The organism is Achromobacter sp. ESBL13 (genome assembly GCF_036668755.1).
GTDB lineage: Bacteria > Pseudomonadota > Gammaproteobacteria > Burkholderiales > Burkholderiaceae_B > Achromobacter.
In genome coordinates, this window is the sequence record NZ_JAZEVT010000001.1 from 225,625 (window position 1) to 250,147 (window position 24,523).

Genomic DNA, 24,523 nt, shown 5'->3' on the forward strand with positions numbered 1-24,523 from the left:
CCATGGCAATCGATAACAACGCTGGTCCGGCCTCGGCGCCGATGACCATGATCCAGGCTTTGCGCTCGGCCATGGATGTGATGCTGGAGCGAGACAACAACGTGGTGGTGTTCGGCCAGGACGTCGGCTATTTCGGCGGCGTGTTCCGGTGCACCGAAGGGCTGCAAACCAAGTACGGCAGCTCGCGCGTGTTCGACACGCCCATTTCCGAAGGTGGCATCGTCGGCGTCGCCGTCGGCATGGGCGCCTACGGCTTGCGGCCCGTTTGCGAAATCCAGTTCGCGGATTATTTCTACCCCGCCTCGGACCAGATCGTGTCCGAAGCCGCGCGCCTGCGCTATCGCTCGGTGGGCGAATTCATCGCCCCGATGACGATCCGCATGCCCTGCGGCGGCGGCATCTACGGCGGCCAGACCCACAGCCAAAGCCCCGAGGCCATGTTCACGCAGGTCTGCGGGCTGCGCACGGTAATGCCGTCCAACCCCTACGACGCCAAGGGCTTGTTGATCGCGTCCATCGAGAACGATGACCCGGTGATCTTCCTGGAACCCAAGCGGCTGTATAACGGCCCGTTTGACGGCCACCATGATCGCCCCGTGACGCCATGGACTGGCCGCCCCGGCAGCGTGGTGCCCACCGGTTACTACACCGTGCCGCTGGACTCCGCCGCCATCGTGCGGCCGGGCAATGCGCTGACGGTGCTGACCTACGGCACCACGGTCTATGTGTCCTTGACCGCCGCCGAAGAAACCGGCATCGACGCCGAGGTCATCGACCTGCGCAGCCTGTGGCCGCTGGATCTGGAAACCATCGTCAATTCCGTGAAGAAGACCGGCCGCTGCGTCGTGGTGCATGAAGCCACGCGCACCTGCGGGTACGGCGCGGAACTGATTTCGCTGGTCCAAGAGCATTGCTTCCATCACCTGGAGGCGCCCGTCGAGCGCGTGACCGGTTGGGATACTCCCTACCCGCACGCGCAGGAATGGGCGTACTTCCCCGGCCCGCGCCGGGTTGGCGAAGCGTTCAAACGCGCGATGGAGGTGTGACATGGGCATTCATATCATCAAGATGCCCGACATTGGCGAAGGCATTGCCGAAGTTGAACTGGTGGGCTGGCACGTCAAGGTGGGCGACACGGTTGTCGAAGACCAGCCGCTGGCCGATGTGATGACTGACAAGGCCACGGTGGAAATCCCGTCGCCGGTCGTCGGCAAGGTGATTGCGCTGGGTGGCGACGTGGGTCAGGTGATGGCCGTGGGCGGTGAATTGATTCGCCTGGAAGTGGAAGGTGAGGGCAATGTGCGGCCGGGTTCGGGCGCGCCGGGGCAGGGCGCATCGGCTCAGGCCAAGCCGGGGGCCGGCGACGCGTCGGCGTCCACGTCCGCGTCCACGTCCACGCAAGCCGAAGCTGGCGGGACTGCCGGCGCGAAAGCGGGCGGCATCGCGGGCCAGATCGCCGCGTCCATGGCGCCGGCGTCTGCCTCGGCTGCTGCACCGGCCCAGCCAAAAGGCAATCAACAAGCCAGTGCGCAATCTTCTCGACAAGCGGGGCATCAACCCGGGCAACAAGCCGCGCGATCCGCATCCGCTTCTTCCACCGCGCCCGCCGTGCCGCGCCAACCGGGCGACAAGCCCTTGGCCTCGCCCGCGGTGCGCAAGCGCGCCTGGGACTTGGGTATCGAACTGCGCTTTGTTGCCGGCAGCGGCCCGGCCGGCCGCGTCATGCATGAAGACCTGGACGCCTATCTGCAAGCGCAAGGCACAGGCAACGCGGTGCGCGGCGGGTCGGCGTATGTGGAACGCCATGACCAGGACGTGGTGCCCGTCATCGGTTTGCGCCGCAAGATCGCGCAGAAGATGGCCGAGTCCAAGCGCCGTATCCCCCACTTCAGCTACGTCGAGGAAATCGACGTGACCGAACTGGAAGACCTGCGCGTGCAGCTGAATCAGAAATGGGGCGAGTCACGCGGCAAGCTGACCTTGCTGCCGCTGTTGGCGCGCGCCATGGTCGTGGCCTTGCGTGATTTTCCGCAGATCAATGCGCGCTATGACGACGAAGGCGGCGTGGTGACGCGTTACGGCGCCGTGCACATCGGCATCGCCACGCAAAGCGATGGCGGCCTGATGGTGCCGGTGATGAGGCACGCCGAAGCGCGCGACCTGTGGTCCATGGCGGCCGAGATCGGGCGCCTGGCGCAAGCGGTGCGCAGCGGCACGGCCGGGCGCGACGAGCTGTCCGGGTCCACCATCACCATCACCAGCCTGGGGCCCTTGGGCGGCATCGTGACCACGCCGGTCATCAACCACCCCGAGGTCGGCATCGTCGGCGTGAACCGGATCGTTGAACGGCCCGCCTTCCGCAACGGCGCCGTGGTGGCGCGCAAGCTGATGAACCTGTCGTCGTCGTTCGACCACCGCGTGGTGGACGGCATGGACGCGGCGCGCTTCATCCAGGCGGTGCGCGCGCTGCTGGAACAACCCGCGCTGCTTTTCGTGGAGTAAGCATGAGCCAGATCACAAAGACAACGACCTTGCTGGTGATCGGCGGCGGCCCGGGCGGGTACGTGGCCGCCATCCGCGCCGGCCAGCTGGGCGTGCCGACCATCCTGGTCGAGGGCGCGCAGCTGGGCGGCACCTGCCTGAACATCGGTTGCATCCCGTCCAAGGCGCTTATCCACGCGGCCGAGGAATTCGACAAGGCGCGCCATTACGCGGGCGAGTCTGCCCTGGGCATCTCGGTATCCCAGCCGGCCATCGACATTGCGCGCACGGTGTCCTGGAAGGACGGCATCGTGGGCAAGCTGACGGGCGGCGTGGGCGCGCTGCTGAAGAAAAACGGCGTGCAGGTGGTGCAGGGCTGGGCCAGCCTGCTGGACGGCAAGACGGCCGAAGTGGCCACCGCCGACGGCGCCACCTTGCGCATCCAGTGCGAACACCTGCTGCTGGCGGCCGGGTCCGAACCCACGCCGCTGGTGTCGATGCCGTTTGGCGGCATGGTGGTGTCGTCTACCGAAGCCTTGTCGCCCACGTCCATCCCCAAGCAGTTGGTGGTGGTGGGCGGCGGGTATATCGGCCTGGAACTGGGCACCGTGTACCGCAAGCTGGGCGCGGAAGTTGCCGTGGTGGAAGCGCAGGACCGCATCCTGCCGACTTACGACGCCGAACTGACCAAGCCCGTTGCCACCGCACTGGCCAAGATGGGCGTGGCCCTGCATCTGAATCGCAAAGTGCTGGGCCTGAACGGCGCGGGCGACGCGGTGCGCATCCAGGATGCGTCCGGTGCTGAAACCCTGTTGCCGGCCGACCGCGTGCTGATCGCCGTGGGCCGCCGACCGCGCACGCAGGGCTGGGGCCTGGAAAGCCTGCAACTGGATCGCAAGGGCAATGCGCTGCGGATCGATGACCAGTGCCGCACGTCGATGCGCGACGTCTGGGCCATTGGCGATATTGCGGGCGAACCGATGCTGGCGCACCGCGCCATGGCGCAGGGCGAGATGGTGGCGGAACTGGTGGCGGGCAAGCGTCGCCAGTTCCAGCCTGCCTCCATTCCCGCCGTGTGCTTTACCGACCCGGAAATCGTGGTGGCGGGCCTGTCGCCCGATGAGGCGCAAGCCGCGGGGCTGGACTGCCTGGCCGCGTCCTTCCCGTTTGCCGCCAATGGCCGCGCCATGACGCTGGAGTCCACCGACGGCTTTGTCCGCGTGGTGGCACGGCGCGACAACCATCTGATCGTGGGCTGGCAAGCGGTGGGGCGCGGGGTATCGGAATTGTCGACGGCGTTCGGCCAGTCGCTGGAAATGGGCGCCACGCTGGAAGACGTGGCGGGCACCATCCACGCGCATCCGACGCTGGGCGAAGCCGTTCAGGAAGCCGCCCTGAAAGCACTGGGCCACGCGCTGCACATCTGACGCGGGCTGTTGCGCGGGTCGATGCACGGCCGGTGGTGGCAATTGCCGCCGCCGGCCGGAATTGTCTTTACCGGCCGCTGCTGCGGGCCGTGTCCGTCTTTACCGGCCGCTGCGGGCCGTGTCCGTCTTTATCGGCCGCCGCCGGCCATGATGGTGTTCACCTGCCGCCATCGATATACGGCCGGGCCTGAAGGACGATGATGTTGTCGCCTTGCACGGCCCATTCAATATCCTGGTCCACGTTGCCCAAGCGCACTTTGATCTGGTTGCCCACGGCAGCCAGCCGCGCGACCAGCGCATCGTTCAACACCTGTCTTGACCCTTCGATGGGTACTTCGCGCACGCCACCGGCTGCGTCCGCCACCAGTTGCGTGTCCTCGGCCGACCGGCTCAGCACCTGCACCGCCTTGGACCACGTCGAATACATCAGCTGTTCTGCCTGGCGCTTGCCTTCCACCACCTTGATCCCCAGGCCGCGCTTGGCCGAGATGTACGTCACGTAGCGGCGCGAGGCATCGAAGGGGTCGCGCGTAATCATCACGCCGGAACTGTCCGAGGCGGCCGCCGACTGCACCAGCACCGCCATCACCACGCCACCCTGGCCGATACCGGCCGCGCGCCGCGCTTCGTAGGCCTCGAAGTTATAGACCGACGCCCACACCGTCTGCACCGCTTTCGCCAAGGCATCCGGCTGCGTCACGTTGGGCACCGTGGTGTACAGGCCCGCGCCGCTGAACCCCGGCAGGTCTTCGGAATTGGACGAACTGCGCACGAAGACGCCGCGCCCTTTCAACTGCGTTCTCCAGCGTTCCCGCCATGCGTCGGCAAGCACGGTGTCGGGCGTGGCGTTGACGATGTCCTGGCGCAGTGCGGCCAGTTCGGCTCGGCGCACGCTGGCGTCGCCGATAAAGTCGGGCCGCTGTTCCAGCGCTGCGACGCGTTCGGGCACGCCCAAGCGATCCATGAACGCGACGTACTGCGCGAACGGTATGCAAAAACCGTCCGGCACGCTGGCCAGCGGGGGCAGGGCGGCTTTCAGCGCGCCCAGGTTGGCGGCCTTGACGCCGCAATGCCGGCTGTCGCGCGTGGCCATGCCGGTCAGCGGCTTGATGGCGCGCACCGACAGGTCCGGCTTGGGCAGCGCCACGGCGACGCGCGGCGGCGGCGGGGGCGGCGCACCCGCGTCCGGTCGCGCAATGCGCTCGACCTGATAGCCGTTGCTGTTCACGGTCAGCTGCACCCATTGCCCGTCATGCTGGCGCAGCACAGCCACGGCATCGCGCACGTAGGCGTTCGGAATGCGCCACCCCTTGGCCAGCAGATTCACGTGTGACAACAACGTGGACGGGCGCTGCGTGACCAGCCCGGCGACGGGCGGCAGCGCAACCGGCACTTCGTCCAGCACCACGATGTCGGTCGGCGCCAGGTCGGGCGTATCCTCCACCGACTTCACAATACGCAGACGCCCCTGGGCGCGGCCGGTATTAAGTGGCAGAAAGGTCTGCTCGCGCAGCAGCGCCTCTTGCGTCACGAAAGCCAGTCCGGCCGATTGCGCCGTCTGCTCATGCATCGTGGAATTCGCCTTGAAGCGTACCGGCTCGTAAAAGGTGCCGCGCAGCTTATCTTCAGTCAGGCGCAACAGCGCGGGCGTGACGCGATCACCTTCCCAGAATTCATAGGTGTAGCCGGGCAGGTCCCGCTGCCAGCTCAGCGTGCCGAACAGCAGGCGGCGGTCCGGGTCCTTGTACTGCGCAATCAACGTGGCCTTGTCCATGCCGGGCAGCAGCTGGCGTTCACGCGCAAAGTTCTCGTGCAAGGTGTAGCGCGGCGTGTCCAGGTAATAGATGCGGTTGCCGCGCTGCCGATCGATGACGAACAGCACGTGGGGAATCTCCAGAGGCGTCCCGGCGTTGTAGACGCGCGCCAACTGCCGGAATTCGGCCTCTGTGCGGATTTGGCTCAGAAACCCTGGCCCGCCACGCTTGGCGCTTTCCGCCAGCCTGGCTTCGCGTTCATCCGGGCGCAACGGGCGCTGGTTTTCGTAGGGCGACGGCTTGCGCGCCGTCTGCGCCTGGGCAGCCAGCCCCCAGCCGGCGGCCAGCAGCCCGGCCAGGGCAAGCACAAGCAGTTTCGGCCGGCGCGGCGGGCCAGGACGACGTAAGGCGGCAGTGGGGCGCATCAAGGAGCAGGGCGCATCAAAAAAGGAGGCGGATCGCAAGAGGTTGCGATCATATCGGAGCCGCCAGGCCGGCCCGTAGTGGGATGTTTCCAGGTGTGGCCAAGCGTGTGAGCTGGGGGGTGAATCGGTCCGCTTTTTTGCTAAAGCCTCTGGTCCAGACTGGAGGCATCTCCTACCTTTCTGCAAGGAGGGGATTCGATCGGCCCGCTTTTCGGGTCTGTTTTTTGGATTTTGCTTTGATGTCGCCCTGAACCGGGGTTCTGGACAATAAGGAGGCCGTTGTGCTGACCTATCCCTACACGCTGACTCCCGACACGAACGGTACGTTGTTGGTGCTCTTTCCCGATTTTCCCGAGGCTGCCAGTGTCGCAACCGATGAACGGGATGCCGCCGAGAACGCATTGGAAGCGCTGGAGGCCGTGCTGGAGATTTACTTCGATGAGCGTCGACCCATTCCGCTACCTGGCCCGACGCGCGCAACACAGCACTCTGTCACCTTGCCCGCCGTGGTTACCAGCAAAGTGTTCCTGTCCAACGAAATTATTCGCCAAGGGGTTCGCAAAGCCGAGATGGCTCGACGTCTGGGCGTTCATACGCCCCAGGTTGATCGCCTGTTGAATCTGCGGCATTCGTCACGCATCGAACAGGTCGAAGCGGCGCTGGAAACCCTGGGCCGCAGGCTGGACGTGTCCATCGCGTAGCCGATACGCCTGCATGCCTTCAACGCAACAAGGCCCCCAATCGGGGGCCTTGTCTTTACCGCAACCCGCTTGGCGTCGGAATCAGCCTTGGGCCGTTTCCGCCAGGACGCGGCGGGCTTCTTCGGCGACGCGTTCGGGGGCGGTGCCGCCGATGTGCTTGCGGGCGGCGACCGAGCCTTCCAGTGTCAGCACGTGGTGGACGTCGTCGCCGATCTGGGCGTGATACGCCTTGAGCTCGTCGGTGGACAGGTCGGCCAGGTCGCAATTGCGTTGTTCGCAGTCGCGCACGGCGTGGGCAACCACTTCGTGGGCGTCGCGGAACGGTACGCCGCGCTTGACCAGGTAGTCGGCCAGGTCGGTGGCGGTGGCGAAGCCTTGCAGGGCGGCGGCGCGCATGTTGTCGGCCTTGACCTTGATGCCGGCTGCCATGTCCGCGAAGATGGTCAGCGTGTCGCGCACGGTGTCCACGGTGTCGAACAGGCCTTCCTTGTCTTCCTGGTTGTCCTTGTTGTAGGCCAGGGGTTGGCCCTTCATCAGGGTCAGCAGGGCGACCAGGTTGCCGTTGACGCGGCCGGTCTTGCCCCGGGCCAGTTCAGGCACGTCGGGGTTCTTCTTTTGCGGCATGATCGAGCTGCCGGTGCAGAAGCGGTCGGCCAGGTCGATGAAGCCCACGCGCGGGCTCATCCACAGCACCAGCTCTTCGGACAGGCGCGACACGTGCGTCATGATGAGCGCGCCGGCGGCGCAGAATTCGATGGCGAAGTCGCGGTCGGAAACGGCGTCCAGCGAATTGCGGCACACGCCGTCAAAGCCCAGCGTCTTGGCGACACGTTCGCGGTCGATGGGGAACGACGTGCCGGCCAGCGCGGCGGCGCCCAGCGGCAGGCGGTTCACGCGGCGGCGGCAGTCGGCCAGGCGTTCGGCGTCGCGGCCGAACATTTCGGCGTAGGCCAGCAGGTGGTGGCCGAAGGTGACCGGCTGGGCAACTTGCAGGTGGGTGAAGCCCGGCATGATGGTGCCGGCGTTGTCTAGCGCGACGGCGGCCAGCGCATGACGCAGCTGGCGCAGCAGGTCTTGCAGGTTGTCGATTTCGTCGCGCAGCCACAGGCGGATGTCGGTGGCGACCTGGTCGTTGCGTGACCGGCCGGTGTGCAGGCGCTTGCCCGCATCGCCCACCAGTTCCACCAGGCGCTTCTCAATATTCAGATGCACGTCTTCCAGATCCAGCAGCCATTGGAAGCTGCCGGCGTCGATTTCAGACAGGATCTGCGTCATGCCGCGCTGGATGTCGGCCAGGTCTTGCGCGCCGATGATGCCCTGGGCGGCCAGCATGTCCGCATGCGCGAGCGAGCCCTGGATGTCGTGTCGCGCCAGGCGCTTGTCGAAATCCACGGACGCCGTATAGCGTTTGACGAGTTCGGATACCGGTTCCGAGAACCGGGCGGACCAGGCCTGCGCCTTGTTGGCGAACTGGTTTTGATCGGGGGAGGGAGTGTTTGCCATGATGGGCGGAATTATAGGGCCTGCCGACAAGCGGGCGCACGCGCGGGCGCCGGGGCCGCGATTTTTGGGGGCAGCAACGCGCGGCGCGCGCCACTTGTCGGATAATCCCCCGTTGGTTTCTAGAACGTAGAGCGAGTACAAGACATATGCCCATGGAATGGGAAGAACTGGTGACCCAGCTGGACGCCCACATGCCGCACGAGGCGTGGGCGCAGACGCTGGTCGGCGCCGGCGTGCTGGTCCTGACGGCGCTGTTCGTGCAGTGGGTGGTGGCGCGTGTGGTGTTGCTGCTGGCGCACCGGGTGCTGGTCCTGAGCGGCCGGGGCGACTGGGACAAGGCCCTGCAACGCCGCCGCGCCTATCAAAACCTGTGGTACGCCGTGCCGTTTGCCGTGGTGTCGATGGGTATCGGCCTGGTGCCGCATGCCGAGCGGGCGGTGTCGGTGGTGGGCCGGCTGGCGCATGCCGGCGCGTGGATCTGCGTGTTCGTGGCGTTCTCGGGCGTGTTGAGCGCCTGGCAGGACACCTATTCCGCGACCACCCGCGCGCAGACGCGGTCCATCAAGGGCTATATCCAGATCGGCAAGCTGATCCTGATGGCCGTGTGCACCGTGCTGGTGCTTTCCATCCTGATCGACCGCTCGCCGCTGTGGATGATTTCAGGCCTGGGCGCGCTCTCGGCCGTGCTGTTGCTGGTGTTCAAGGACACGCTGCTGTCCCTGGTGGCCAGCACCCAGCTGACCAGCAACGACATGCTGCGCATCGGCGACTGGATCGAAATGCCGCAATCCAACGCCGACGGCTTCGTCAAGGATATTGCGCTGCATACCGTCAAAGTGCAGAACTGGGACAACACCGTCACCACGGTGCCGACCTACAAGCTGTTCTCGGAAAGCTATCGCAACTATCGCCACATGTTTGAATCCGGCGGGCGGCGCATCAAGCGCACGCTGCGCATCGATGCGGCCAGCGTGCGCTTCCTGACCGACGAGGAAGCCCGGCAACTGATGCGGTTCCGCCTGTTGCACGACTATTTGCAAGCCAAGACGCTGGACATCGCCCAAGCCAACCAGACCATGGGCGAACTGGCCAGCGTGCCGGCCAACCGCCGCCGCCTGACCAACATCGGCACCTTCCGCGCCTACGGGCTGGCGTATCTGAAACAGAACCACGAAGTGCGCCAGGACATGGCGATGATGGTGCGCATGATGGAACCGGCGTCCGACGGCATCCCCGTCGAGGTCTATTGCTTTACCGCCGTGACCGCCTGGGTGGAATACGAGCGCATCCAGGGCGATATCTTCGACCATCTGCTGGCCATCTTGCCCGAATTGGGCCTGCGCCTGTACCAGCAACCGTCGGGTGCCGACTTCGGCGCCATGGGCAGCCAGCTGCGCGAAAGCGCGATTCAGGCCGCACTGTCGGCCGAACGCGATCGCCCCGGCCTGGTCCTGCCGGACGGGCACGGCGCGGCGTCGGGGCCGCGTGGCCCCAGCGACGGCAAGGTGCCCGGCTAGCCCTGGCCGGGCCAGGCGCCATGAGATAATCCGCGCGTTGGAATTTAGTCTTCATTGACCCCAGGCGAACTCCCGATGTCGAACCCGTTCTTCAACCTGTATTCCCACGGCTTCGCCCGGGTGGCGGTCGGCGTGCCCGAATGCCGCATCGCCGATCCGGCCTTCAACGCCACGCAAACCATAGAACTGGCCCAGCAGGCCGCCCAGGGCGGCGCGGTGCTGGTGGCGTTTCCCGAGCTGGGCCTGTCGGCCTACACCTGCGACGACCTGTTCCACCAGAAAGCCTTGCTGGATGAGTGCGAAGAGGCGTTGGCGCGGGTGGTGGCGGCCACGGCCGACTTGGATATCGCCGTGATTGTGGGCGCGCCGCTGCGCGTGTCCCACCAGCTGTTCAACTGTGCCGTGGTGGCCGCGGGCGGGCGCGTGCTGGGCGTGGTGCCCAAGAGCTACCTGCCCAACTACGGCGAATTCTACGAAGCCCGCCAATTCAGCGCCGCCGACTGCGCGGCCGTCACCGACATCGTTTTGCTGGGCCAGACCGTGCCCTTCGGGCCCGAACTGCTGTTCCAGATGGAAAAGCTGCCGCTGTTCCAGTTCCACGTCGAAATCTGCGAAGACGTCTGGGTGCCGATCCCGCCGTCCTCATTCGCCGCGCTGGCCGGCGCCACCGTGCTGGTGAACCTGTCGGCGTCCAACATCGTCGTCGGCAAGTCGCAATACCGCCATCAACTGGTGGCGCAGCAGTCCGCGCGCTGCCTGTCGGCCTATATGTACACGTCGGCCGGCCGGGGCGAATCGTCCACCGACCTGGCCTGGGACGGCCAGGCAATCATCTATGAAAACGGCGAACTGCTGGGCGAATCCGAACGCTTCCTGAACCATTCGCACCTGCTGTTCTCGGACGTGGACCTGGATCGCCTGTCGCGCGAACGCATGCGCCAGACGACGTTCGGCCAGTCCGTGCGCCGCCATCAGGACGAAGTGCGCAAGTTCCGTTCGGTGGCGGTGCCGGTGAACCCGCCGCTGGACGATGCCGAACTGCCGCTTGAGCGCCGCGTGGCGCGCTTTCCGTATGTGCCGGCCGACCCGCAACAGCGCGATGCGCGCTGCAAAGAGGTCTACAGCATCCAGGTGCAGGCCCTGGCCCAGCGCCTGTCGGCCAGCAAGATGTCCAAGGTGGTCATCGGCATTTCCGGCGGGCTGGATTCCACCCACGCGCTGCTCGTCTGCGCGCAGGCCATGGACACGCTGGGCCTGCCCCGGTCCAACATCCTGGCCGTGACGATGCCCGGCTTTGCCACCAGCACCCGCACGCTGCAACAGGCGCGCCGCCTGATGGCGGTGGTGGGCTGCACGGCGTCCGAAGTCGATATCCGCCCCAGCTGCCTGCAAATGCTTAAAGACCTGGGCCACCCGTACGCGGAAGGCAAACCGGTCTACGACATCACGTTTGAAAACGTCCAGGCCGGCGAACGCACCAATCACCTCTTCCGCATCGCCAACTTCAGCAACGCCATCGTCATCGGCACCGGCGACCTTAGCGAACTTGCACTGGGATGGTGCACGTATGGCGTGGGCGACCACATGTCGCACTACAGCGTCAACGCCAGCGTGCCCAAGACCCTGATCACGCACCTGGTGCGCTGGGTGGCGGAATCCGGGCGGCTGGGCGATGACGGCGCCGGCGTGCTGCTGGACGTGCTGGGCACCGACGTCAGCCCGGAATTGGTGCCGGGTGGCGCCGACGACAAGCCCGTGCAGAAAAGCGAAGATTCCATCGGCCCGTACGAGCTTCAGGATTTCAACCTGTACTACACGCTGCGCTATGGGTTTGCGCCCACCAAGGTGGCGTTCCTGTCGCTGGCCGCCTGGCGTGACCGCGAAGCGGGCGCCTGGCCGGACGCCGGCCACGTGGTGCGCAACCAGTACGACCTGGCCGCCATCAAGCGCAACCTGAAGATATTTTTGGACCGGTTTTTCCGTACAACGCAGTTCAAGCGTACCTGCGTGCCCAATGCGCCCAAGGTCGGCTCGGGCGGCTCGCTGTCGCCGCGCGGCGACTGGCGCGCGCCCAGCGATTCGGAATCCGTGGTGTGGATGCGCGACGCCGAACGCATTCCGGATGCCGGGCCCAACGCCTGATCGGGGTTCTCCCGCAATGACGCCGGCGGCCCGTTTGCATGGCGGGCCCCGGTGGTATTCTCTTATCCATCGCGCCCCGGCTGCCTCGCAAGCGGTGGGCAGGGCGCCGCAACACATCAAAAACCCAGGACGCCCAACGTGAAACAAGTCACCGCCATCATCAAACCCTTCAAGCTCGACGAAGTCCGCGAGGCGCTGGCCGAAGTCGGCGTCAGCGGCCTGACCGTCACCGAAGTCAAGGGTTTCGGCCGCCAAAAGGGCCACACCGAACTGTACCGGGGCGCGGAATACGTGGTGGACTTCCTGCCCAAGATCCGCGTTGAAGTCGTGCTGCCCGACGACCAGGTCGAAGCCGCCATCGAAGCCGTGGTCAAGGCCGCGCGCACCGGCAAGATCGGCGACGGCAAGATCTTCGTGTCGCCCGTTGAGCAAGCCATCCGCATCCGCACCGGCGAAGCCGACGAAGAGGCGCTGTGATCCGCGCCGCCTGTTGACCGCCATCGGCTGAATGTCAAAGGCGCTCGTCCCATCACCGGGGCGGGCGCCTTTGTCTTTTTGGCCCTTTGCCTTCTAGCGGATCAGCTGGTTCATTTCCAGGATCGGCATCATCACCGCCAGCACGATCAGCAGCACGAACCCGCCCATCAGCAGGATCAGCGCCGGCTCAAGCAACGCCGTCATCGCCATGGCGCGGCGTTCCAGATCGCGCGACAGGTTCTGCGCACCGCGATCCAGCAATTCGGGCAGGCGCCCGGTTTTTTCGCCGCTGGCGATCAGGTGCACCAGCAGCGACGGGAACACCTTCTGTGCGCCCAGCGACGCCGATAGCGCCGCGCCTTCGCGCACGCGGGCCGACGCTTCATCCACCGCCAACCGCAGCACATCGTTGCCCAAGGTGCGACGCGCCGCCTCCAACGCCGTCAACAAGGCCACGCCGCTGCCGCACAAGATGGCCAATGTCGAAGCAAAGCGCGCGGCGTTCACGCCCAGCACAAAGCGGCCGGCCAGCGGCAGCCGCAGCACACGCGCATGCCAGGCTCGGCGCGCCGCCGGCGCGCGCAGCGTGTAGCGCCACAGCACGATGGCGGCCACCAGCACCGCGCCCGTCACCGCACCCCATTCACGCACGTAGTCCGACAGCGCCAGCATCACGCGGGTCAGCATGGGCAGTTGCTGCTTGGCGTGGTTGAACGCCGACACCACCTGCGGCACCACATAGCCCAGCAGAAAGATCACGATGATGACCGACACGCTGGCGACCACGGCCGGGTAGATGAACGCCGTCATCACCTTGCTGCGCAGCGTATTGCGTTCTTCGATGTAGTCGGCCAGCTTTTCCATCACTTGCGCCAGGTCGCCGGATTCTTCACCGGCGCCGATCAGCGCGCGATAGATCTCGGGAAAGTCGCGCGGCCGCGCGGCCAGCGCGGTGGATAAGCGATGGCCCGCGCGCACGTCATCGCGCACCGCGCCCAGCGTGGCCGCGATGTGTTTTTTCTCGGCTTGTTCAAGCGTGGCGGACAGGGCGGCGTCAAGCGGCAGGCGCGCGGCCAGCAGGCTGGCCAACTGCCGCGTCAACCAGGCCAGGTCTGCATCCGACAAGCGCGTGCGCAAGCCGGCGCCCAGCCCGTGCGCGCGCGCCGCCAATGCGGTGGACAAGGGCAACAAGCCGCGGCCGCGCAGTTGGTTGCGAGCGCCGCGCTCGGTGTCGGCATCGATCGTGCCGCGCACGATTTTGCCCAGCGCGTCGGTGGCTTCGTATCGATAGGAAGGCATGGCGAAAGCAGGGGCCGGCGCGCGAATCAAAAACGCGCAAGAGCCCCGAATTTAAAGGGTTTGCAGCCCGTATGTTGCATGTCAAATATGACCGTAGTGTTGCACTGTCACCCCGTATACTCCGACGCGATTTCACGTTTTTTCACACTTGCATTCACGTCTGAAGGCACCTATCTCGTCATGCGTCACATCGCGCAATTCAGCCTTGCCGCCTTGCTCATCGCAAGCCAAATCGGACCGGCGATCAGCACGGCCCATGCTCAACAAACGGACAACCGTGTCAGCTTGAACTTCGTCGACACCGACATCCCCGCCGTGTTGCGCGCGCTGTCGTTGTTTACGCAGCGCAACTTCCTGGTGGACCCGCGCGTCAAGGGCAAGCTGACGCTGGTGTCGGACCGACCCGTTGATAGCGGGCAGGCGCTGGCCATGCTGACGGGGGCGTTACGGCTGCAGGGCTTTGCAATTGTGGACGTGGACGGGGTGACGCGCGTCGTGCCCGAAGCCGACGCCAAGCTGCAAGGCAGCGCGGTGGTGGGCAATACGCCGCCGAGCCAGGCGCGGCAAGCTCAGACGCGTCCCGCGCAGGCGGTAGCAGGCGCGCCAGCTGGCAACGCCGCGCGTGGCCCGGTGCCCGTGTCCGCGTTTGCCAAGGGTGCGGGCAGCAGCGGCGAGATGCTGACGCGCGTGTTTCCGTTGAAGTACGAAAACGCCGCCAACCTGGTGCCGGTGCTGCGCCCCATGGTGCCGCCGAATAACCCCATCAACGCGTACCCCGGCAACAACACCTTGGTAGTCACCGACTACGCCGACAACCTGGAACGCATCGCGCAAGTCATCGCGCGCATCGACGTGCCCAGTTCCATCGACACCGACGTGGTGCCGGTGCAGTCCGGCATTGCCACCGACATCGCCATCCTGGCCTCGCAATTGCTGGACACGCAAAGCAGCGACCCCACGCAGCGCATCGCGGTGGTGGCCGACCCGCGCAGCAACAGCGTGCTGGTGCGTTCGGGCAGCCCGGCGCGCACGCGGCTGGCGCGCGACCTGATCCTGAAGCTGGACGCGCAGCAAAACCGTGCCGGCAATCTGCACGTGGTCTACATGCGCAACGCGCAGGCCACGCGCATCGCCGAAGTGTTGGGCGGCTTGCTGACCGGGCAGGCCAATGCGGCGCCCGGCGCCTCGGGCGGCGCGGCAGGCAGCAACACGGGCGGTGCCCAGCCCGGCGCGCGCGCGCAAAACACCTCGGCCGGCAACGTGCCGGCGGGGCAGGGCATGGGGGCCATGTCGGGCTCGTCCAAGGGCGGCTTGTCGGGCGAGCAAGAGCGCATCGCGCGGGAAGACAACAGCACACAAGCCGTGTCGTATTCGGCCGGCGGCGCCACCATCCAGGCCGACCCGGCCACCAATTCGCTGATCATTTCCGCGCCCGAACCGCTGTATCGCAGCTTGCGTGAAGTGATCGACCAGCTGGACCAACGCCGCGCGCAGGTGCTGGTGGAAAGCCTGATCGTTGAAGTCAGCGAGCAAAAGGCGGCGGAATTCGGCATCCAGTGGATGACGGGCGCCGGCAATATCAACAGCAACGGCACCAGCTTTATCGGCGGCACCAACCTGGGCGGCAGCGGCATCACGGGCACCGGGCCCACGTCCATCGACGCCATCGGCAGCGGCCTGAGCCTGGGCGTGGTCAAGGGCACGGTGGACGTGTTGGGCAACCAGGTCATCAACCTGGGCGTGCTGGCCCGCGCCATGCAGAACACGGGCGAAGCCAACATCCTGTCCACGCCGAACCTGCTGACGCTGGACAACCAGTCGGCCAGCATCCTGGTGGGCAAGACGGTGCCGTTCGTGACGGGCCAATACGTCACGTCGGGCAGCAACGGCAGTTCGAATCCGTTCCAAACCATCGAACGCGAAGACGTGGGCCTGAAGCTGAACATCCGCCCGCAGATTTCCGAAGGCGGCGCGGTCAAGCTGGACATCTACCAGGAAGTCAGCAGCATCGACGAAAGCCGCTCGAACGCCACGACGGGCATTGTGACCAACAAGCGCGCCATCGATACCAGCGTGCTGATCGACGACGGCCAGATCATCGTGCTGGGCGGCTTGCTGGAAGACAACGTGACCTTGACGTCCAACAGCGTGCCCGGCCTGGGCTCGCTGCCCGTGATCGGTTCGCTGTTCCGCTACGACACGCGCAAGCGCACCAAGACCAACCTGATGGTGTTCCTGCGCCCCTACGTGGTGCGCGACGCCAACCGCAGCGCCAGCGTCACGATGGACCGCTACGACTACATGCGCCGCGCGCAGGGCTCCGCGCAACCGGGCCAGCATTGGGCGCTGCCCGACATGCAGGCGCCGATGCTGCCGCCGCCGGGCTCGGCTCCGTCGGTGTCGAACAACGCCTATGACCTGCGTCCCGAACAACAAGCCGACACGCTGCGCCGCCCGCCGCCCACCACGGTGCAGTCGTTTGCCGTGCGGCAGTATCCGGGCGCGAACGCCACCCGCGATGCCGCGCGCCCGATCCGCGTGTCCGGCGCGCTGATGCACAGCGTGGCGGTGGACCCCGAGTCGCTGCTATGAGCGCGCACCCCTTGCCCTATGCCTGGGCACGCGCGCAGCGCGCCGTGCTGTCGCTGCGCGCGGGGCAGGCGCAGTTGACCGTCAGCCCGCGCACGCCGGAATGGGCGGTGCGCGAAATTCGCCGCTGCCATGGCGACATTGCGCTGGCTCGGGTGGATGACGAGGCCCTGGAAACGCTCTTGACGGCGGCTTATAGCCATTCGGAAGACGCCGCGTCGGTCATGGGCGTGGCCGAAAACGAAATCGACCTGGACCGCTTGTTGCAGGACATGCCCGAAGTGGCCGACCTGCTGGAAGCGCAGGACGATGCGCCGGTGATCCGCATGATCAACGCGCTGTTCGCGCAGGCCGCGCGCGACGGCGCCAGCGATATCCACATCGAACCCTTCGAGACGCACTCGGTGGTTCGCTATCGCGTGGATGGCACCTTGCGCGACGTGGTGTCGCCGCGCAAGGCGCTGCACGCGGCGTTGATCTCGCGCATCAAGATCATGGCGCACCTGGACATTGCCGAAAAGCGCTTGCCGCAAGACGGCCGCATTGCGCTGCGCGTGGGCGGCCGGCCGATCGACGTGCGGGTGTCCACCTTGCCCACCGGCCACGGCGAACGCGCGGTGTTGCGCCTGCTGGACAAAGAGGCGGGGCGCTTGCAGCTGGAGCGCCTGGGCATGTGCCCCGATGTGCTGACGCAGCTGGACCGCTTGATCCGGCAGCCGCACGGCATCGTACTGGTGACGGGGCCGACGGGCAGCGGCAAGACCACGACGCTGTATGCCGCGTTGAGCCGGCTGGATTCGGCCACCAGCAATATCCTGACGGTGGAAGACCCGATCGAATACGACTTGTCCGGCATCAGCCAGACGCAGGTGAACGCCAAAATCGACATGAGCTTCGCGCTGGCCCTGCGCGCCATCTTGCGGCAGGACCCGGACGTGATCATGATCGGTGAGATCCGCGACCTGGAGACCGCGCAGATTGCGGTGCAGGCGTCGTTGACGGGCCACCTGGTGTTGGCGACGCTGCACACCAACGACGCGGTCTCGGCCGTGACACGGCTGACGGACATGGGCGTGGAACCCTTCCTGCTGGCTTCGTCGCTGCTGGGGGTGCTTGCGCAGCGGCTGGTGCGCAAGCTGTGCCCGGAATGCAAGAAGCCGTCGATGCAGGATGGCGTGCGCGTGTTTCATCCCGTGGGTTGCCCGGCGTGCAATCACACGGGCTATAGCGGCCGTTCCGGCATCCACGAACTGTTCACCGTGGACGACGACGCGCGCCGTTTGATCCACGAAGGCCGCGACGAACGCGAACTGCGCCAGGCCGCCATGGCCGCCGGCATGCGAACGATGCGGCAAGACGGCCAACGCTGGGTCGACAGCGGGCAGACATCACCCGAGGAAATCGTGCGGGTGACGCGCGACGCTTGATCGGGCTGTTTGCTATTTTCCCGTGCTGAAAACGACCGTATCGCCAGAACGGCGGCCCAGGGTGGACATCAGGCCGTCCAGCGCCGCCCGCTGGGCGTCGGTGGCACCCGGCGCGTACGTGGCCTTGCCTTCAAAGCGCACACCGCGCGGGCCGGCCGTGCCCTGGCCCGTAACCGTCAGCAGGCCGCTTTCCGTCGTCAGCGCCAATGTTGCACCGGACTTTCCCGCGCCTTGCAGACGCAGCAGGTAGGTACCCACCGGTGTGATGGATGTCAGCGCGGTGCCGGCGTTACGCCAGCGCAGGTCCGCGATATTGCCGGTGGGCAAGTCGCCGCCCAGGCGCAGCGCTTGCCAATTGATTTCCAGCATGCCGTCGGGCGCCAGCGTGTTCCAGGGTGCGCCCAGCGCCGGTAACACCGTGGCCGGCACGCGCAACGATTGCGCGGGCAATGACACCCCGGTCCAACCCACGCGCGCGCGCAGGGGGGCTTGCAACCACGGGTGCGTGATGTCCAGCGCCATCGCGCCCCAGCGCCACTGCCATTGCACGGGTTGCGGCAACACGCGCCGCGACCCCGGTGGCCCCAGCGCCACCCACGCGCTACCTTGCCACAAGGTGCCGCCGGCATCCGCCAGCGAAACCAAGGAATCGTCCGGCTGCATCGCCAACAGCCAACGCGCCGGCAGCACGCTGGCGGCACCCGCCAGAAAACACACGCCGCCGGCCAGCCACAGGGCGGCAGTCCGCTTGTTGAAAGCGAGGCGCGCCATCAGCGGGCACCCCGCATATTGAATGAAAGGGTCGGCATCAGCGGCCGGCCCCCGCACCGGCGGGGGCTAACGTAATGTGGCCATTGACCAGGCCCGGCAGCGGACGGCCATTGGGATTGGTGGCACGCGTCAATTCGACTTGCTGTGTTTGCAGGCCCCAATCGCGTGCGGCGCCATCCAGCCAGCGCAGCAACGCGGACGACGGCGCCTGGTTCAACGTCAAGCGCACGCCTTTGCCGGATTCAGGCTGGCCCAAGGACCACATCGCAGCCGGTAGCGCCGCGCCTTCCAGGCTGGCGCTTAATTCAGCGGGCGTGGGGGCGACAGCAACCGGCGTGGCCGAGCGTTGCCGCAACGCGCGGGCTTGCGTCGTCAAGTCGGCCACGGTCGCGGCCTGGCCGCGCAGGGCGGGCAGCTCGACTTGCAGCTTGCGCACGGTTTTCAGGGGCGGCTCGATCAGCGTGACGAAGATCACCGCGACGCCGACGAGCGCGGCGGCAACCGTCACCAGCCGCCGCTCACGCGGGGCCAGCGCCTGATAGCGATGGCGCGCGCGGGTCAGGGTGGGGTCTACGGTGTTGCGCAACGTGCCGGCGGCGGTTTGCCACTGGCGATGCAGGCGTTCAAGGGCGGTCATGGTTGTTTGCGCGTGATGCGCCAGGTGTTGTCGGTGTCGCCGCGTTCCAGCTTCAGGCCCAGGGCGGCGGCTTGCTGGATCAGTGCGGGCGTTTCGGAGACGCGCTGCGCGTCGGCCCCCGCGTCGGCCAATTGCAGCGTCAGCGCCTGGTCGGCGTACGTCAGCCGCGCGACTTTGTCGGCGGCAAAGGGCAGCGTTTGGGCGGCGGCGCGCGCCAGGGGCAGGAAGTCGCCCGCGCTGGCCGCGCCGCGATTGGCTTGCAGCGCGTCCAGGCCTTGCTGCGCCTGCCGCGCGGGGTCCAGCACCACAGGCAGATCAGGAAACGCCGCCAGCACCTGCTGACGCATGCCCGCCGTCAGGGCGTCGGCTTCAGCGCTGAGCCGCGAGGCGTAGAGATTCAACCCCGCAACCCACACCACCGCCGCCGCCGCGCCCCAACGCCACACGGGCCGCCAGCGCGACGCGCGCACCGGCGCCAGGCGCGGCATCGCCAGCGACCACGACGGCGACGGGGCCAGCCAGCGCGGGTCGGCCGGATCGCGTAGGGGCGTGGCGGATAGATCGGCGTCGAAGGCGAAGGAAGGGGTGGAGGACGCCTCCGAGGACGGACCGGCCACCGTCGGAACCAGCGTCTGCGGTGCAATCAGCGCGTCGACACGCAGGCCGTGCGCACTCAGCAACGCCCACGCGCGGCGCACCGGTTCGCGCGGTGACCACGCCAACGCCACGCTGCCATCGGCGGCGCGCGGGCTGAAGCCGATGGCCAGCGTGTCCAGGTCGCTAAGCACCAGGGGTTCCAGCGCGCTATGCACGGCGGCGGCAAAGCGGGCGCGGGGTACCGAGGGAACGCGGATGGTGGTGGCGATCACGTCGGCCGGATGCAGCACGGCTTCGCATACCGCGTTCGGATAGCCGTTGCCCAAGGCGTGCAAGGGCAACTCGCCTTGCCGGGCGCAGCGCCCGCGCCGGTCGAACCAGGCATAGGGCAGCGGGGAATCGGCGCCGAATTCATCCAAAGGGGCAAGCGCGATGCGCAAGGCGTTTTTCAAGGAGTTTCTCTTGTCCATATCGTGTCGGGCGCTGCGGGCGGCGCGCTGCGCACCAGCGCTTGCATGGCGACTCGCGCGCGTTCGTAGACGACGGTGCCGCTGGCCAGGAACCAGCCGCTGGCCGTGGTGACGGTGGGGGCGGGCGCGTCCACGCCGGTGCTTGCCAGCCGGTTGGCGAAGTCGCCCGCGTTGTTGAACCAGTTGCCGCGATCCCGCTCGCCCGCCAGCGCGCGCGCCTGCCCCAGCGAAAGGCCGGGCACCAACGCCGCGATGACTTCGGCGGGCGCGGTGTTGACGTTAACGCTGGTGGCAATGGGCAGCACGGTCATGGTGCGGCGCATCTCGTCGCGCACCGTCGGTTCCAAGCCCAGTTGCGCGGCGATGTCGTCCACGCCACGTGGCAGCGGTGCGCGCGCGTCCGGCGCGGTGGCGGGTTGGCCGTTGGGGGCAGACGGCGCATCGGCGGGCAGGGCGGGCGGCTGCGCCAGGGCAATGATGTCGATGATGCGCGGCGCCAGGGTATCGGGCAGTTGCTGCGCGGCCAGCAGCCGACGCAACACCTTTTCCTGCTCGGGTTGCGGCACGCCATTGCGCGCCAGATTGCTCAGGTTGTACTTGCCCTGTTCATCTTGCACACGCCCCGAGAACACGGCAACGCGATCGTCTCCCGGGCGCTCGATGCGCGTGTCCAGGATGGGCGTGGCCCAGATCTGGTCGCCGCGCGTGGTCGCTTCACGCTTGCCGTGATCGCGGATGACCAGGCGCGCCCAATCGATGCCGCCCGCCAGCATCACGCGCGCCTGCACCCGCGCCATTTCGTTTTCCACGCGCCGCGTGCTGGCCGTCTGGCGCTGGAACAGACTGGTGGTCAAGGCCGCAACAATGGCAACAATGATCAGCGCGCTGATCACGGCGGCGCCCTGTTGCCGCTTGCCTGGGTGGCATGCACCGGCAACTTTCTGCGCGTTGCGGCGGCGCATCATGGCAGCTCCAGGATGCGCGTGTAGCGCTGCGCCTGGCCGGGCGCGCCGCGTTCCAGCGCGATTTCGATGCCGGTGGGCGGCGCGCCGAAGCTGGCGTTGGCGTTGGCCCAGCCCACGCCGGGCACCCAGGCGCGCAGGCTCAACGTCTTGACGCCAGGCAGCAGCAGTACGCCGTTGACGGCGGCGGGCAGCGGGCTGCGCGGCGCGGGCGGGCCGCTGACGCGCCACAAGCCGTCGGTGCGCACCTGCCACTGCACGCGTTGCCACAGGCCGTTGCCGTCCGGGTCGGGGCGCAGCAGTTCCAGCGTCTGGCCGCCCTGGCTTTGGCGCAGCAGGCGCACGCCGCTGGTCAGCGTGACGGCGTCCTTGCCCGCTGCGTCGAAGCCGGGGCCGGAATAAGACAGTTCCACATCGCGCGACATCTGCCCCAGCGTGCGGACGATGGCGTCGGTGTCTTCGGCTTGCTGCTCGATCCAGTCGCGCGCGCCGGACACGCTGGCCAGCCCGCGCCAGGCCATCAGGCTGACCAGTGCCATCAAGGCCAACGCGACCAGCACTTCGATCAGCGTGAAGCCCGCCTGGCGGGCGGCGCGGGAAACGGGACGTTGCATCGTCATCGCAGGCTGGACAGCAGGCCGTCCAATTGCAGCAGCACGGCGTCCGGGCGTGCCGAGGCCGCATCATGGACGTTGACCGATACCTGGCGGAAGCTGCGGTTCATGGAATTGGTGAAGACCAGCTCGCACTGCAACGCGCGGCCGCCTTGCGGGCAGGGCACCGTTTGCGAGCCGGCACGCGGCAGGCTTTGTTCCAGGCGCAATTGGGTCAAGGCATTCTGCGCGGCGAGCAGCGCCAGCGTCTTGTCCTGCAAGGCGCGGTTGTTGGCCGTCATGACGCCCGTGGCGCGCAGCGCGGCGGCCATCGCCACGGCGATGATGGCCAGCGCCACCAAGACCTCGATCAGCGTGAAGCCGCGTTCACGGCGCGCGCGGGGGGGGATGGCGCGGGTCATGTCGAGAGCGGGGGCCTCGGGCGAGCCGCCCGTATCGGGCAAGGCGTCCAAGTCCGTCGGAACGTCCACATCGCATCGTTCGCCCTCGCGGCGGGAAAATTCACTGGATCTCATAACGGCCGGCGGCGTCGCGTTGCAGGGTGACCGTGGCGTCGCCCGCGTGCAGGGTCAGCCTGATCGGATCCGCGACCCATTCGGTGTTGAACACCAACGGGCGATCGGGCGTCAGCCGCAATTGCACGGCACCCGCGCGCCAGGTTTGCGGGCGCAGCATGTCGTCGCCTTCCAGGCGATCCACTGGCACGACCACGTTTTCCTGGGCGCTGGGGCCGGGTGGGCGGCCCGCGCGTTCAAACGACCAGCCCGTGTCGCCGGCCAACCAGCGGATGGACCGGCCATCGCTGCGTGCCTCGCTCTGCGCCACAGTGAACGCGTCCGCCAGCCGCTGGGCATCGGTCCGCAGGCCGTTGTCGCGCTTGCCAATCGACAAGCTGACCATGCTGGCCGCGATGGCCACGATCACCAGCACCACCAGCACCTCGACCAGCGTGAAGCCGCGTTCAGAGTTCCCAGGAACCAATGTCGGCATCGCCGCTTTCCCCGCCGGGCTTGTTGTCGGCGCCAAACGAGAACACGTCGATGTCGCCCTTGACGCCCGGGCTCAGGTATTGATACGGATGGCCCCAAGGGTCATTGGGCAGCTTGTCCAGATAGCCGCGCCAGTTCGACGCGCCATCCGGTTTTTCAGCCAGCGCGCGCAGGCCCTGCGCCGTGCTCGGATAGCGGCCGTTGTCCAGCCGGTACAGCTTCAACGCCTGCATGATGCCCGCAATATCCTGCCGCGCCGCCACCTGGCGCGCCTGGTCCGGGCGGTCCAGCACACGCGGCACAATCAGGGCCGCCAGGATCCCCATGATCACAATCACCACCATGATCTCGATCAGGGTGAAACCTTGCTGACGGGCAAGCCCGCGCGGTAACTGACGCACTTTACGACTCCGGTCTTCTAGTAGAAGCCCGGGATTGTGGACATGAAATATGACAGTAATGCTTGCGTTGGCGTGGCGGCGGCAAAAACCCCGGGCATTGCGGCTTCCCACAACGGGTGGCGGCTTTGGCTTTGTGTCTATACTTTCCAAATGTCTTGCTTCGGGTCGCAAGACGCCGATAAAACGGAAGCGCTCATGCGGTCCATCATTTCTCATAGCGGCTTGATCGCCTTCATTGTCGAGGGCGCCAGGGCCGACAGCAGCCGTTCGCTGCACTTGCTGCGCGCTATCGAAGACACCGTGGCCAGCAACGAAGTGCTGGCCAATACCTTTGAAGCCATTTCAAGAAACGCCGCCGATGTTGCCTACGCCATCTGCCGTGCGCCCGTACGCCATTCGCGATTTGATGCGTTGCCCGCAACCCAGCAAGCTGAGAATGCACTCGATCACCGGCTGCTTTGACCCGCGCATCCTGAAAATAGACGTGCTGGCCAACAAGTCCTGGCAAATCCCATTCGAAATGGACGGTTCCGTGGCGATTCTGCGGCGGTTGGGCACACACCGGAATATTGATCGAAGCCCCTGAATGGGCCCGATAGTGTCTTCGCCATCAGCGGCGGGAATCGGTGCAAGCCTCCCGCCTGCTACCATGGCCCTTCTACAAGGAGCGGTAATGGCTACAAAAGAGAAGTCTTCGACTGGTTTGGCAGCGTTGGTTGAAAAGGCGCTTCAACAGAAGAAGCTGGCTGCCGCCACGCAAAAGCCGACGGGATCTTCCCTGTCGAACATGGCGGGACGCAAGCAGATGGGGCGTCCCGCAGGCCGTAAGCGCTGATCGGCGGGCGCGGTAAGGACGCGCCGCCGGGTCTGCAACCCCGCATCATTCTTTTCCCTGCGTAATGCCTGCTGGCGCCGCCAGCGCGGCGGGCGTTGGCAGGCGATTCGATCTTCCCCCTTGCTCGACCGTCACGGCGTCTACTGCGATATCGCGCAGCACGATGCCAGGCGCCACTTCGGCGCCCGCGCGCCACGCCAAGGGCGGGCCACCATCCACACTAAGCACCGCCGCGCCATCCGGGCCGGCCGCGATCAGGCCCAGCACGCTGATCTGCGTGCGCATCACTTCATCTTTGCCAAACCATAGCGCCACCGGTGTGTTGTCGGCCGCGCGCGGCGGGGCCGCGGACACGGCGGGCGGTAGCGCGCCCGGACGCGGGGCCAGCAAGATCGACGCCCAGACACCCAAGCCGGCGGCCAATGCCAGCACGGCAATCACGCGCAGCGCGGCGGGGGCGGAGGGTAGGGCGGGGCGAAACGACAGGGGCATGGCGGACACAAAC

Annotated in this window: 23 protein-coding genes; 11 read left to right on the forward strand and 12 right to left on the reverse strand. The window is 66.8% G+C overall.

Features of this window, described 5'->3' with window-relative positions:
* Positions 1-2 precede the first annotated feature (2 nt).
* From V6F88_RS01085 to lpdA, 3 genes are read left to right on the forward strand one after another with little or no spacing between them, the layout of a single operon-like run.
* On the forward strand, positions 3-1,046 hold the full coding sequence (locus V6F88_RS01085) for an alpha-ketoacid dehydrogenase subunit beta (RefSeq protein WP_183015013.1): 1,044 nt from the start codon (positions 3-5) through the stop codon (positions 1,044-1,046).
* Between the two features lies 1 nt (position 1,047).
* Entirely contained in the window at positions 1,048-2,502 is a 1,455-nt protein-coding gene (locus V6F88_RS01090) for a dihydrolipoamide acetyltransferase family protein (protein ID WP_332607527.1), read from the forward strand.
* A gap of 2 nt (positions 2,503-2,504) precedes the next feature.
* Entirely contained in the window at positions 2,505-3,908 is a 1,404-nt protein-coding gene (lpdA, locus tag V6F88_RS01095) for a dihydrolipoyl dehydrogenase (protein WP_332607528.1), read from the forward strand.
* Positions 3,909-4,065: 157 nt separating this feature from the next.
* Here lpdA and V6F88_RS01100 read toward each other — a convergent pair whose 3' ends face one another.
* On the reverse strand, positions 4,066-6,087 hold the full coding sequence (locus V6F88_RS01100; protein ID WP_332608910.1) for a PEP/pyruvate-binding domain-containing protein: 2,022 nt from the start codon (positions 6,085-6,087) through the stop codon (positions 4,066-4,068).
* Positions 6,088-6,368: 281 nt separating this feature from the next.
* Here V6F88_RS01100 and V6F88_RS01105 point away from each other — a divergent pair, with 281 nt between their 5' ends.
* Entirely contained in the window at positions 6,369-6,788 is a 420-nt protein-coding gene (locus V6F88_RS01105) for a type II toxin-antitoxin system HicB family antitoxin (RefSeq protein ID WP_332607529.1), read from the forward strand.
* Between the two features lie 81 nt (positions 6,789-6,869).
* Here V6F88_RS01105 and argH read toward each other — a convergent pair whose 3' ends face one another.
* Entirely contained in the window at positions 6,870-8,291 is a 1,422-nt protein-coding gene (gene argH / locus V6F88_RS01110; RefSeq protein ID WP_104144922.1) for an argininosuccinate lyase, read from the reverse strand.
* Positions 8,292-8,443: 152 nt separating this feature from the next.
* Here argH and V6F88_RS01115 point away from each other — a divergent pair, with 152 nt between their 5' ends.
* The 3 genes from V6F88_RS01115 to V6F88_RS01125 all read left to right on the forward strand — a co-directional run bounded on the left by V6F88_RS01115 (position 8,444) and on the right by V6F88_RS01125 (position 12,427).
* The gene (locus V6F88_RS01115) at positions 8,444-9,808 is read left to right on the forward strand and encodes a mechanosensitive ion channel family protein (RefSeq protein ID WP_332607530.1); all 1,365 of its coding nucleotides are present in this window, start codon (positions 8,444-8,446) and stop codon (positions 9,806-9,808) included.
* Positions 9,809-9,883: 75 nt separating this feature from the next.
* Entirely contained in the window at positions 9,884-11,950 is a 2,067-nt protein-coding gene (locus V6F88_RS01120; protein ID WP_332607531.1) for an NAD(+) synthase, read from the forward strand.
* 138 nt (positions 11,951-12,088) lie between these two features.
* Positions 12,089-12,427 (forward strand): P-II family nitrogen regulator, encoded by a 339-nt coding sequence (locus tag V6F88_RS01125; RefSeq protein WP_046804601.1) that lies wholly within the window; start codon positions 12,089-12,091, stop codon positions 12,425-12,427.
* 93 nt (positions 12,428-12,520) lie between these two features.
* Here V6F88_RS01125 and gspF read toward each other — a convergent pair whose 3' ends face one another.
* Positions 12,521-13,726 (reverse strand): type II secretion system inner membrane protein GspF, encoded by a 1,206-nt coding sequence (gene gspF, locus V6F88_RS01130; protein WP_332607532.1) that lies wholly within the window; start codon positions 13,724-13,726, stop codon positions 12,521-12,523.
* Positions 13,727-13,906: 180 nt separating this feature from the next.
* Between gspF and gspD the strand changes: the two genes are divergently transcribed.
* Positions 13,907-16,318, forward strand: a complete 2,412-nt coding sequence (gene gspD / locus V6F88_RS01135; RefSeq protein ID WP_332607533.1) for a type II secretion system secretin GspD — start codon at positions 13,907-13,909, stop codon at positions 16,316-16,318.
* Positions 16,315-17,742 carry a type II secretion system ATPase GspE gene (gspE, locus tag V6F88_RS01140; protein WP_332607534.1) on the forward strand — a complete coding sequence of 476 codons (1,428 nt, stop codon included), beginning with the start codon at positions 16,315-16,317 and terminating at the stop codon, positions 17,740-17,742. Before gspD ends, gspE begins: the two co-directional genes overlap by 4 nt.
* A gap of 12 nt (positions 17,743-17,754) precedes the next feature.
* On the opposite strand, the gene V6F88_RS01145 is transcribed toward gspE, so the two are convergent.
* The 8 genes from V6F88_RS01145 to gspG form a co-directional block, all read right to left on the reverse strand.
* Positions 17,755-18,513, reverse strand: a complete 759-nt coding sequence (locus V6F88_RS01145; protein ID WP_332607536.1) for a type II secretion system protein N — start codon at positions 18,511-18,513, stop codon at positions 17,755-17,757.
* A gap of 37 nt (positions 18,514-18,550) precedes the next feature.
* A complete protein-coding gene (gspM, locus tag V6F88_RS01150) occupies positions 18,551-19,150 on the reverse strand; it encodes a type II secretion system protein GspM (RefSeq protein WP_332607537.1) in 600 nt (199 codons plus the stop codon).
* Entirely contained in the window at positions 19,147-20,199 is a 1,053-nt protein-coding gene (gene gspL, locus V6F88_RS01155; RefSeq protein WP_332607539.1) for a type II secretion system protein GspL, read from the reverse strand. Before gspL ends, gspM begins: the two co-directional genes overlap by 4 nt.
* Entirely contained in the window at positions 20,196-21,182 is a 987-nt protein-coding gene (gspK, locus tag V6F88_RS01160; protein WP_332607540.1) for a type II secretion system minor pseudopilin GspK, read from the reverse strand. The genes gspL and gspK overlap by 4 nt, the downstream gene beginning before the upstream one ends.
* Entirely contained in the window at positions 21,179-21,799 is a 621-nt protein-coding gene (locus V6F88_RS01165; protein WP_332607541.1) for a prepilin-type N-terminal cleavage/methylation domain-containing protein, read from the reverse strand. Before V6F88_RS01165 ends, gspK begins: the two co-directional genes overlap by 4 nt.
* The gene (gspI, locus tag V6F88_RS01170) at positions 21,796-22,194 is read right to left on the reverse strand and encodes a type II secretion system minor pseudopilin GspI (protein WP_332608911.1); all 399 of its coding nucleotides are present in this window, start codon (positions 22,192-22,194) and stop codon (positions 21,796-21,798) included. Before gspI ends, V6F88_RS01165 begins: the two co-directional genes overlap by 4 nt.
* Positions 22,195-22,294: 100 nt before the next feature.
* Entirely contained in the window at positions 22,295-22,783 is a 489-nt protein-coding gene (gene gspH / locus V6F88_RS01175; protein ID WP_332607542.1) for a type II secretion system minor pseudopilin GspH, read from the reverse strand.
* Positions 22,755-23,183, reverse strand: coding sequence for a type II secretion system major pseudopilin GspG (gene gspG / locus V6F88_RS01180; RefSeq protein ID WP_046804609.1), 429 nt, complete (start codon positions 23,181-23,183; stop codon positions 22,755-22,757). The genes gspH and gspG overlap by 29 nt, the downstream gene beginning before the upstream one ends.
* Positions 23,184-23,225: 42 nt before the next feature.
* Between gspG and V6F88_RS01185 the strand changes: the two genes are divergently transcribed.
* Positions 23,226-23,645 carry a hypothetical protein gene (locus tag V6F88_RS01185; protein WP_332607543.1) on the forward strand — a complete coding sequence of 140 codons (420 nt, stop codon included), beginning with the start codon at positions 23,226-23,228 and terminating at the stop codon, positions 23,643-23,645.
* Positions 23,646-23,856: 211 nt separating this feature from the next.
* On the forward strand, positions 23,857-24,018 hold the full coding sequence (locus V6F88_RS01190) for a hypothetical protein (protein ID WP_006218955.1): 162 nt from the start codon (positions 23,857-23,859) through the stop codon (positions 24,016-24,018).
* Between the two features lie 45 nt (positions 24,019-24,063).
* Here the strand turns inward: V6F88_RS01190 and V6F88_RS01195 are convergent, their stop codons facing one another.
* Positions 24,064-24,510 (reverse strand): hypothetical protein, encoded by a 447-nt coding sequence (locus V6F88_RS01195; protein ID WP_332607544.1) that lies wholly within the window; start codon positions 24,508-24,510, stop codon positions 24,064-24,066.
* Between the last annotated feature and the right edge of the window lie 13 nt (positions 24,511-24,523).

Coding starts and splice junctions, on each gene's coding strand:
- V6F88_RS01085 (WP_183015013.1), top strand. CDS start 3: ATGGCAATCGATAACAACGCTGGTCCGGCCTCGGCGCCGATGACCATG.
- V6F88_RS01090 (WP_332607527.1), top strand. CDS start 1,048: ATGGGCATTCATATCATCAAGATGCCCGACATTGGCGAAGGCATTGCC.
- lpdA (WP_332607528.1), top strand. CDS start 2,505: ATGAGCCAGATCACAAAGACAACGACCTTGCTGGTGATCGGCGGCGGC.
- V6F88_RS01100 (WP_332608910.1), bottom strand. CDS start 6,087: ATGCGCCCCACTGCCGCCTTACGTCGTCCTGGCCCGCCGCGCCGGCCG.
- argH (WP_104144922.1), bottom strand. CDS start 8,291: ATGGCAAACACTCCCTCCCCCGATCAAAACCAGTTCGCCAACAAGGCG.
- V6F88_RS01115 (WP_332607530.1), top strand. CDS start 8,444: ATGGAATGGGAAGAACTGGTGACCCAGCTGGACGCCCACATGCCGCAC.
- V6F88_RS01120 (WP_332607531.1), top strand. CDS start 9,884: ATGTCGAACCCGTTCTTCAACCTGTATTCCCACGGCTTCGCCCGGGTG.
- gspF (WP_332607532.1), bottom strand. CDS start 13,726: ATGCCTTCCTATCGATACGAAGCCACCGACGCGCTGGGCAAAATCGTG.
- gspD (WP_332607533.1), top strand. CDS start 13,907: ATGCGTCACATCGCGCAATTCAGCCTTGCCGCCTTGCTCATCGCAAGC.
- gspE (WP_332607534.1), top strand. CDS start 16,315: ATGAGCGCGCACCCCTTGCCCTATGCCTGGGCACGCGCGCAGCGCGCC.
- V6F88_RS01145 (WP_332607536.1), bottom strand. CDS start 18,513: ATGGCGCGCCTCGCTTTCAACAAGCGGACTGCCGCCCTGTGGCTGGCC.
- gspM (WP_332607537.1), bottom strand. CDS start 19,150: ATGACCGCCCTTGAACGCCTGCATCGCCAGTGGCAAACCGCCGCCGGC.
- gspK (WP_332607540.1), bottom strand. CDS start 21,182: ATGATGCGCCGCCGCAACGCGCAGAAAGTTGCCGGTGCATGCCACCCA.
- V6F88_RS01165 (WP_332607541.1), bottom strand. CDS start 21,799: ATGACGATGCAACGTCCCGTTTCCCGCGCCGCCCGCCAGGCGGGCTTC.
- gspI (WP_332608911.1), bottom strand. CDS start 22,194: ATGACCCGCGCCATCCCCCCCCGCGCGCGCCGTGAACGCGGCTTCACG.
- gspH (WP_332607542.1), bottom strand. CDS start 22,783: ATGCCGACATTGGTTCCTGGGAACTCTGAACGCGGCTTCACGCTGGTC.
- V6F88_RS01185 (WP_332607543.1), top strand. CDS start 23,226: ATGAAATATGACAGTAATGCTTGCGTTGGCGTGGCGGCGGCAAAAACC.
- V6F88_RS01190 (WP_006218955.1), top strand. CDS start 23,857: ATGGCTACAAAAGAGAAGTCTTCGACTGGTTTGGCAGCGTTGGTTGAA.
- V6F88_RS01195 (WP_332607544.1), bottom strand. CDS start 24,510: ATGCCCCTGTCGTTTCGCCCCGCCCTACCCTCCGCCCCCGCCGCGCTG.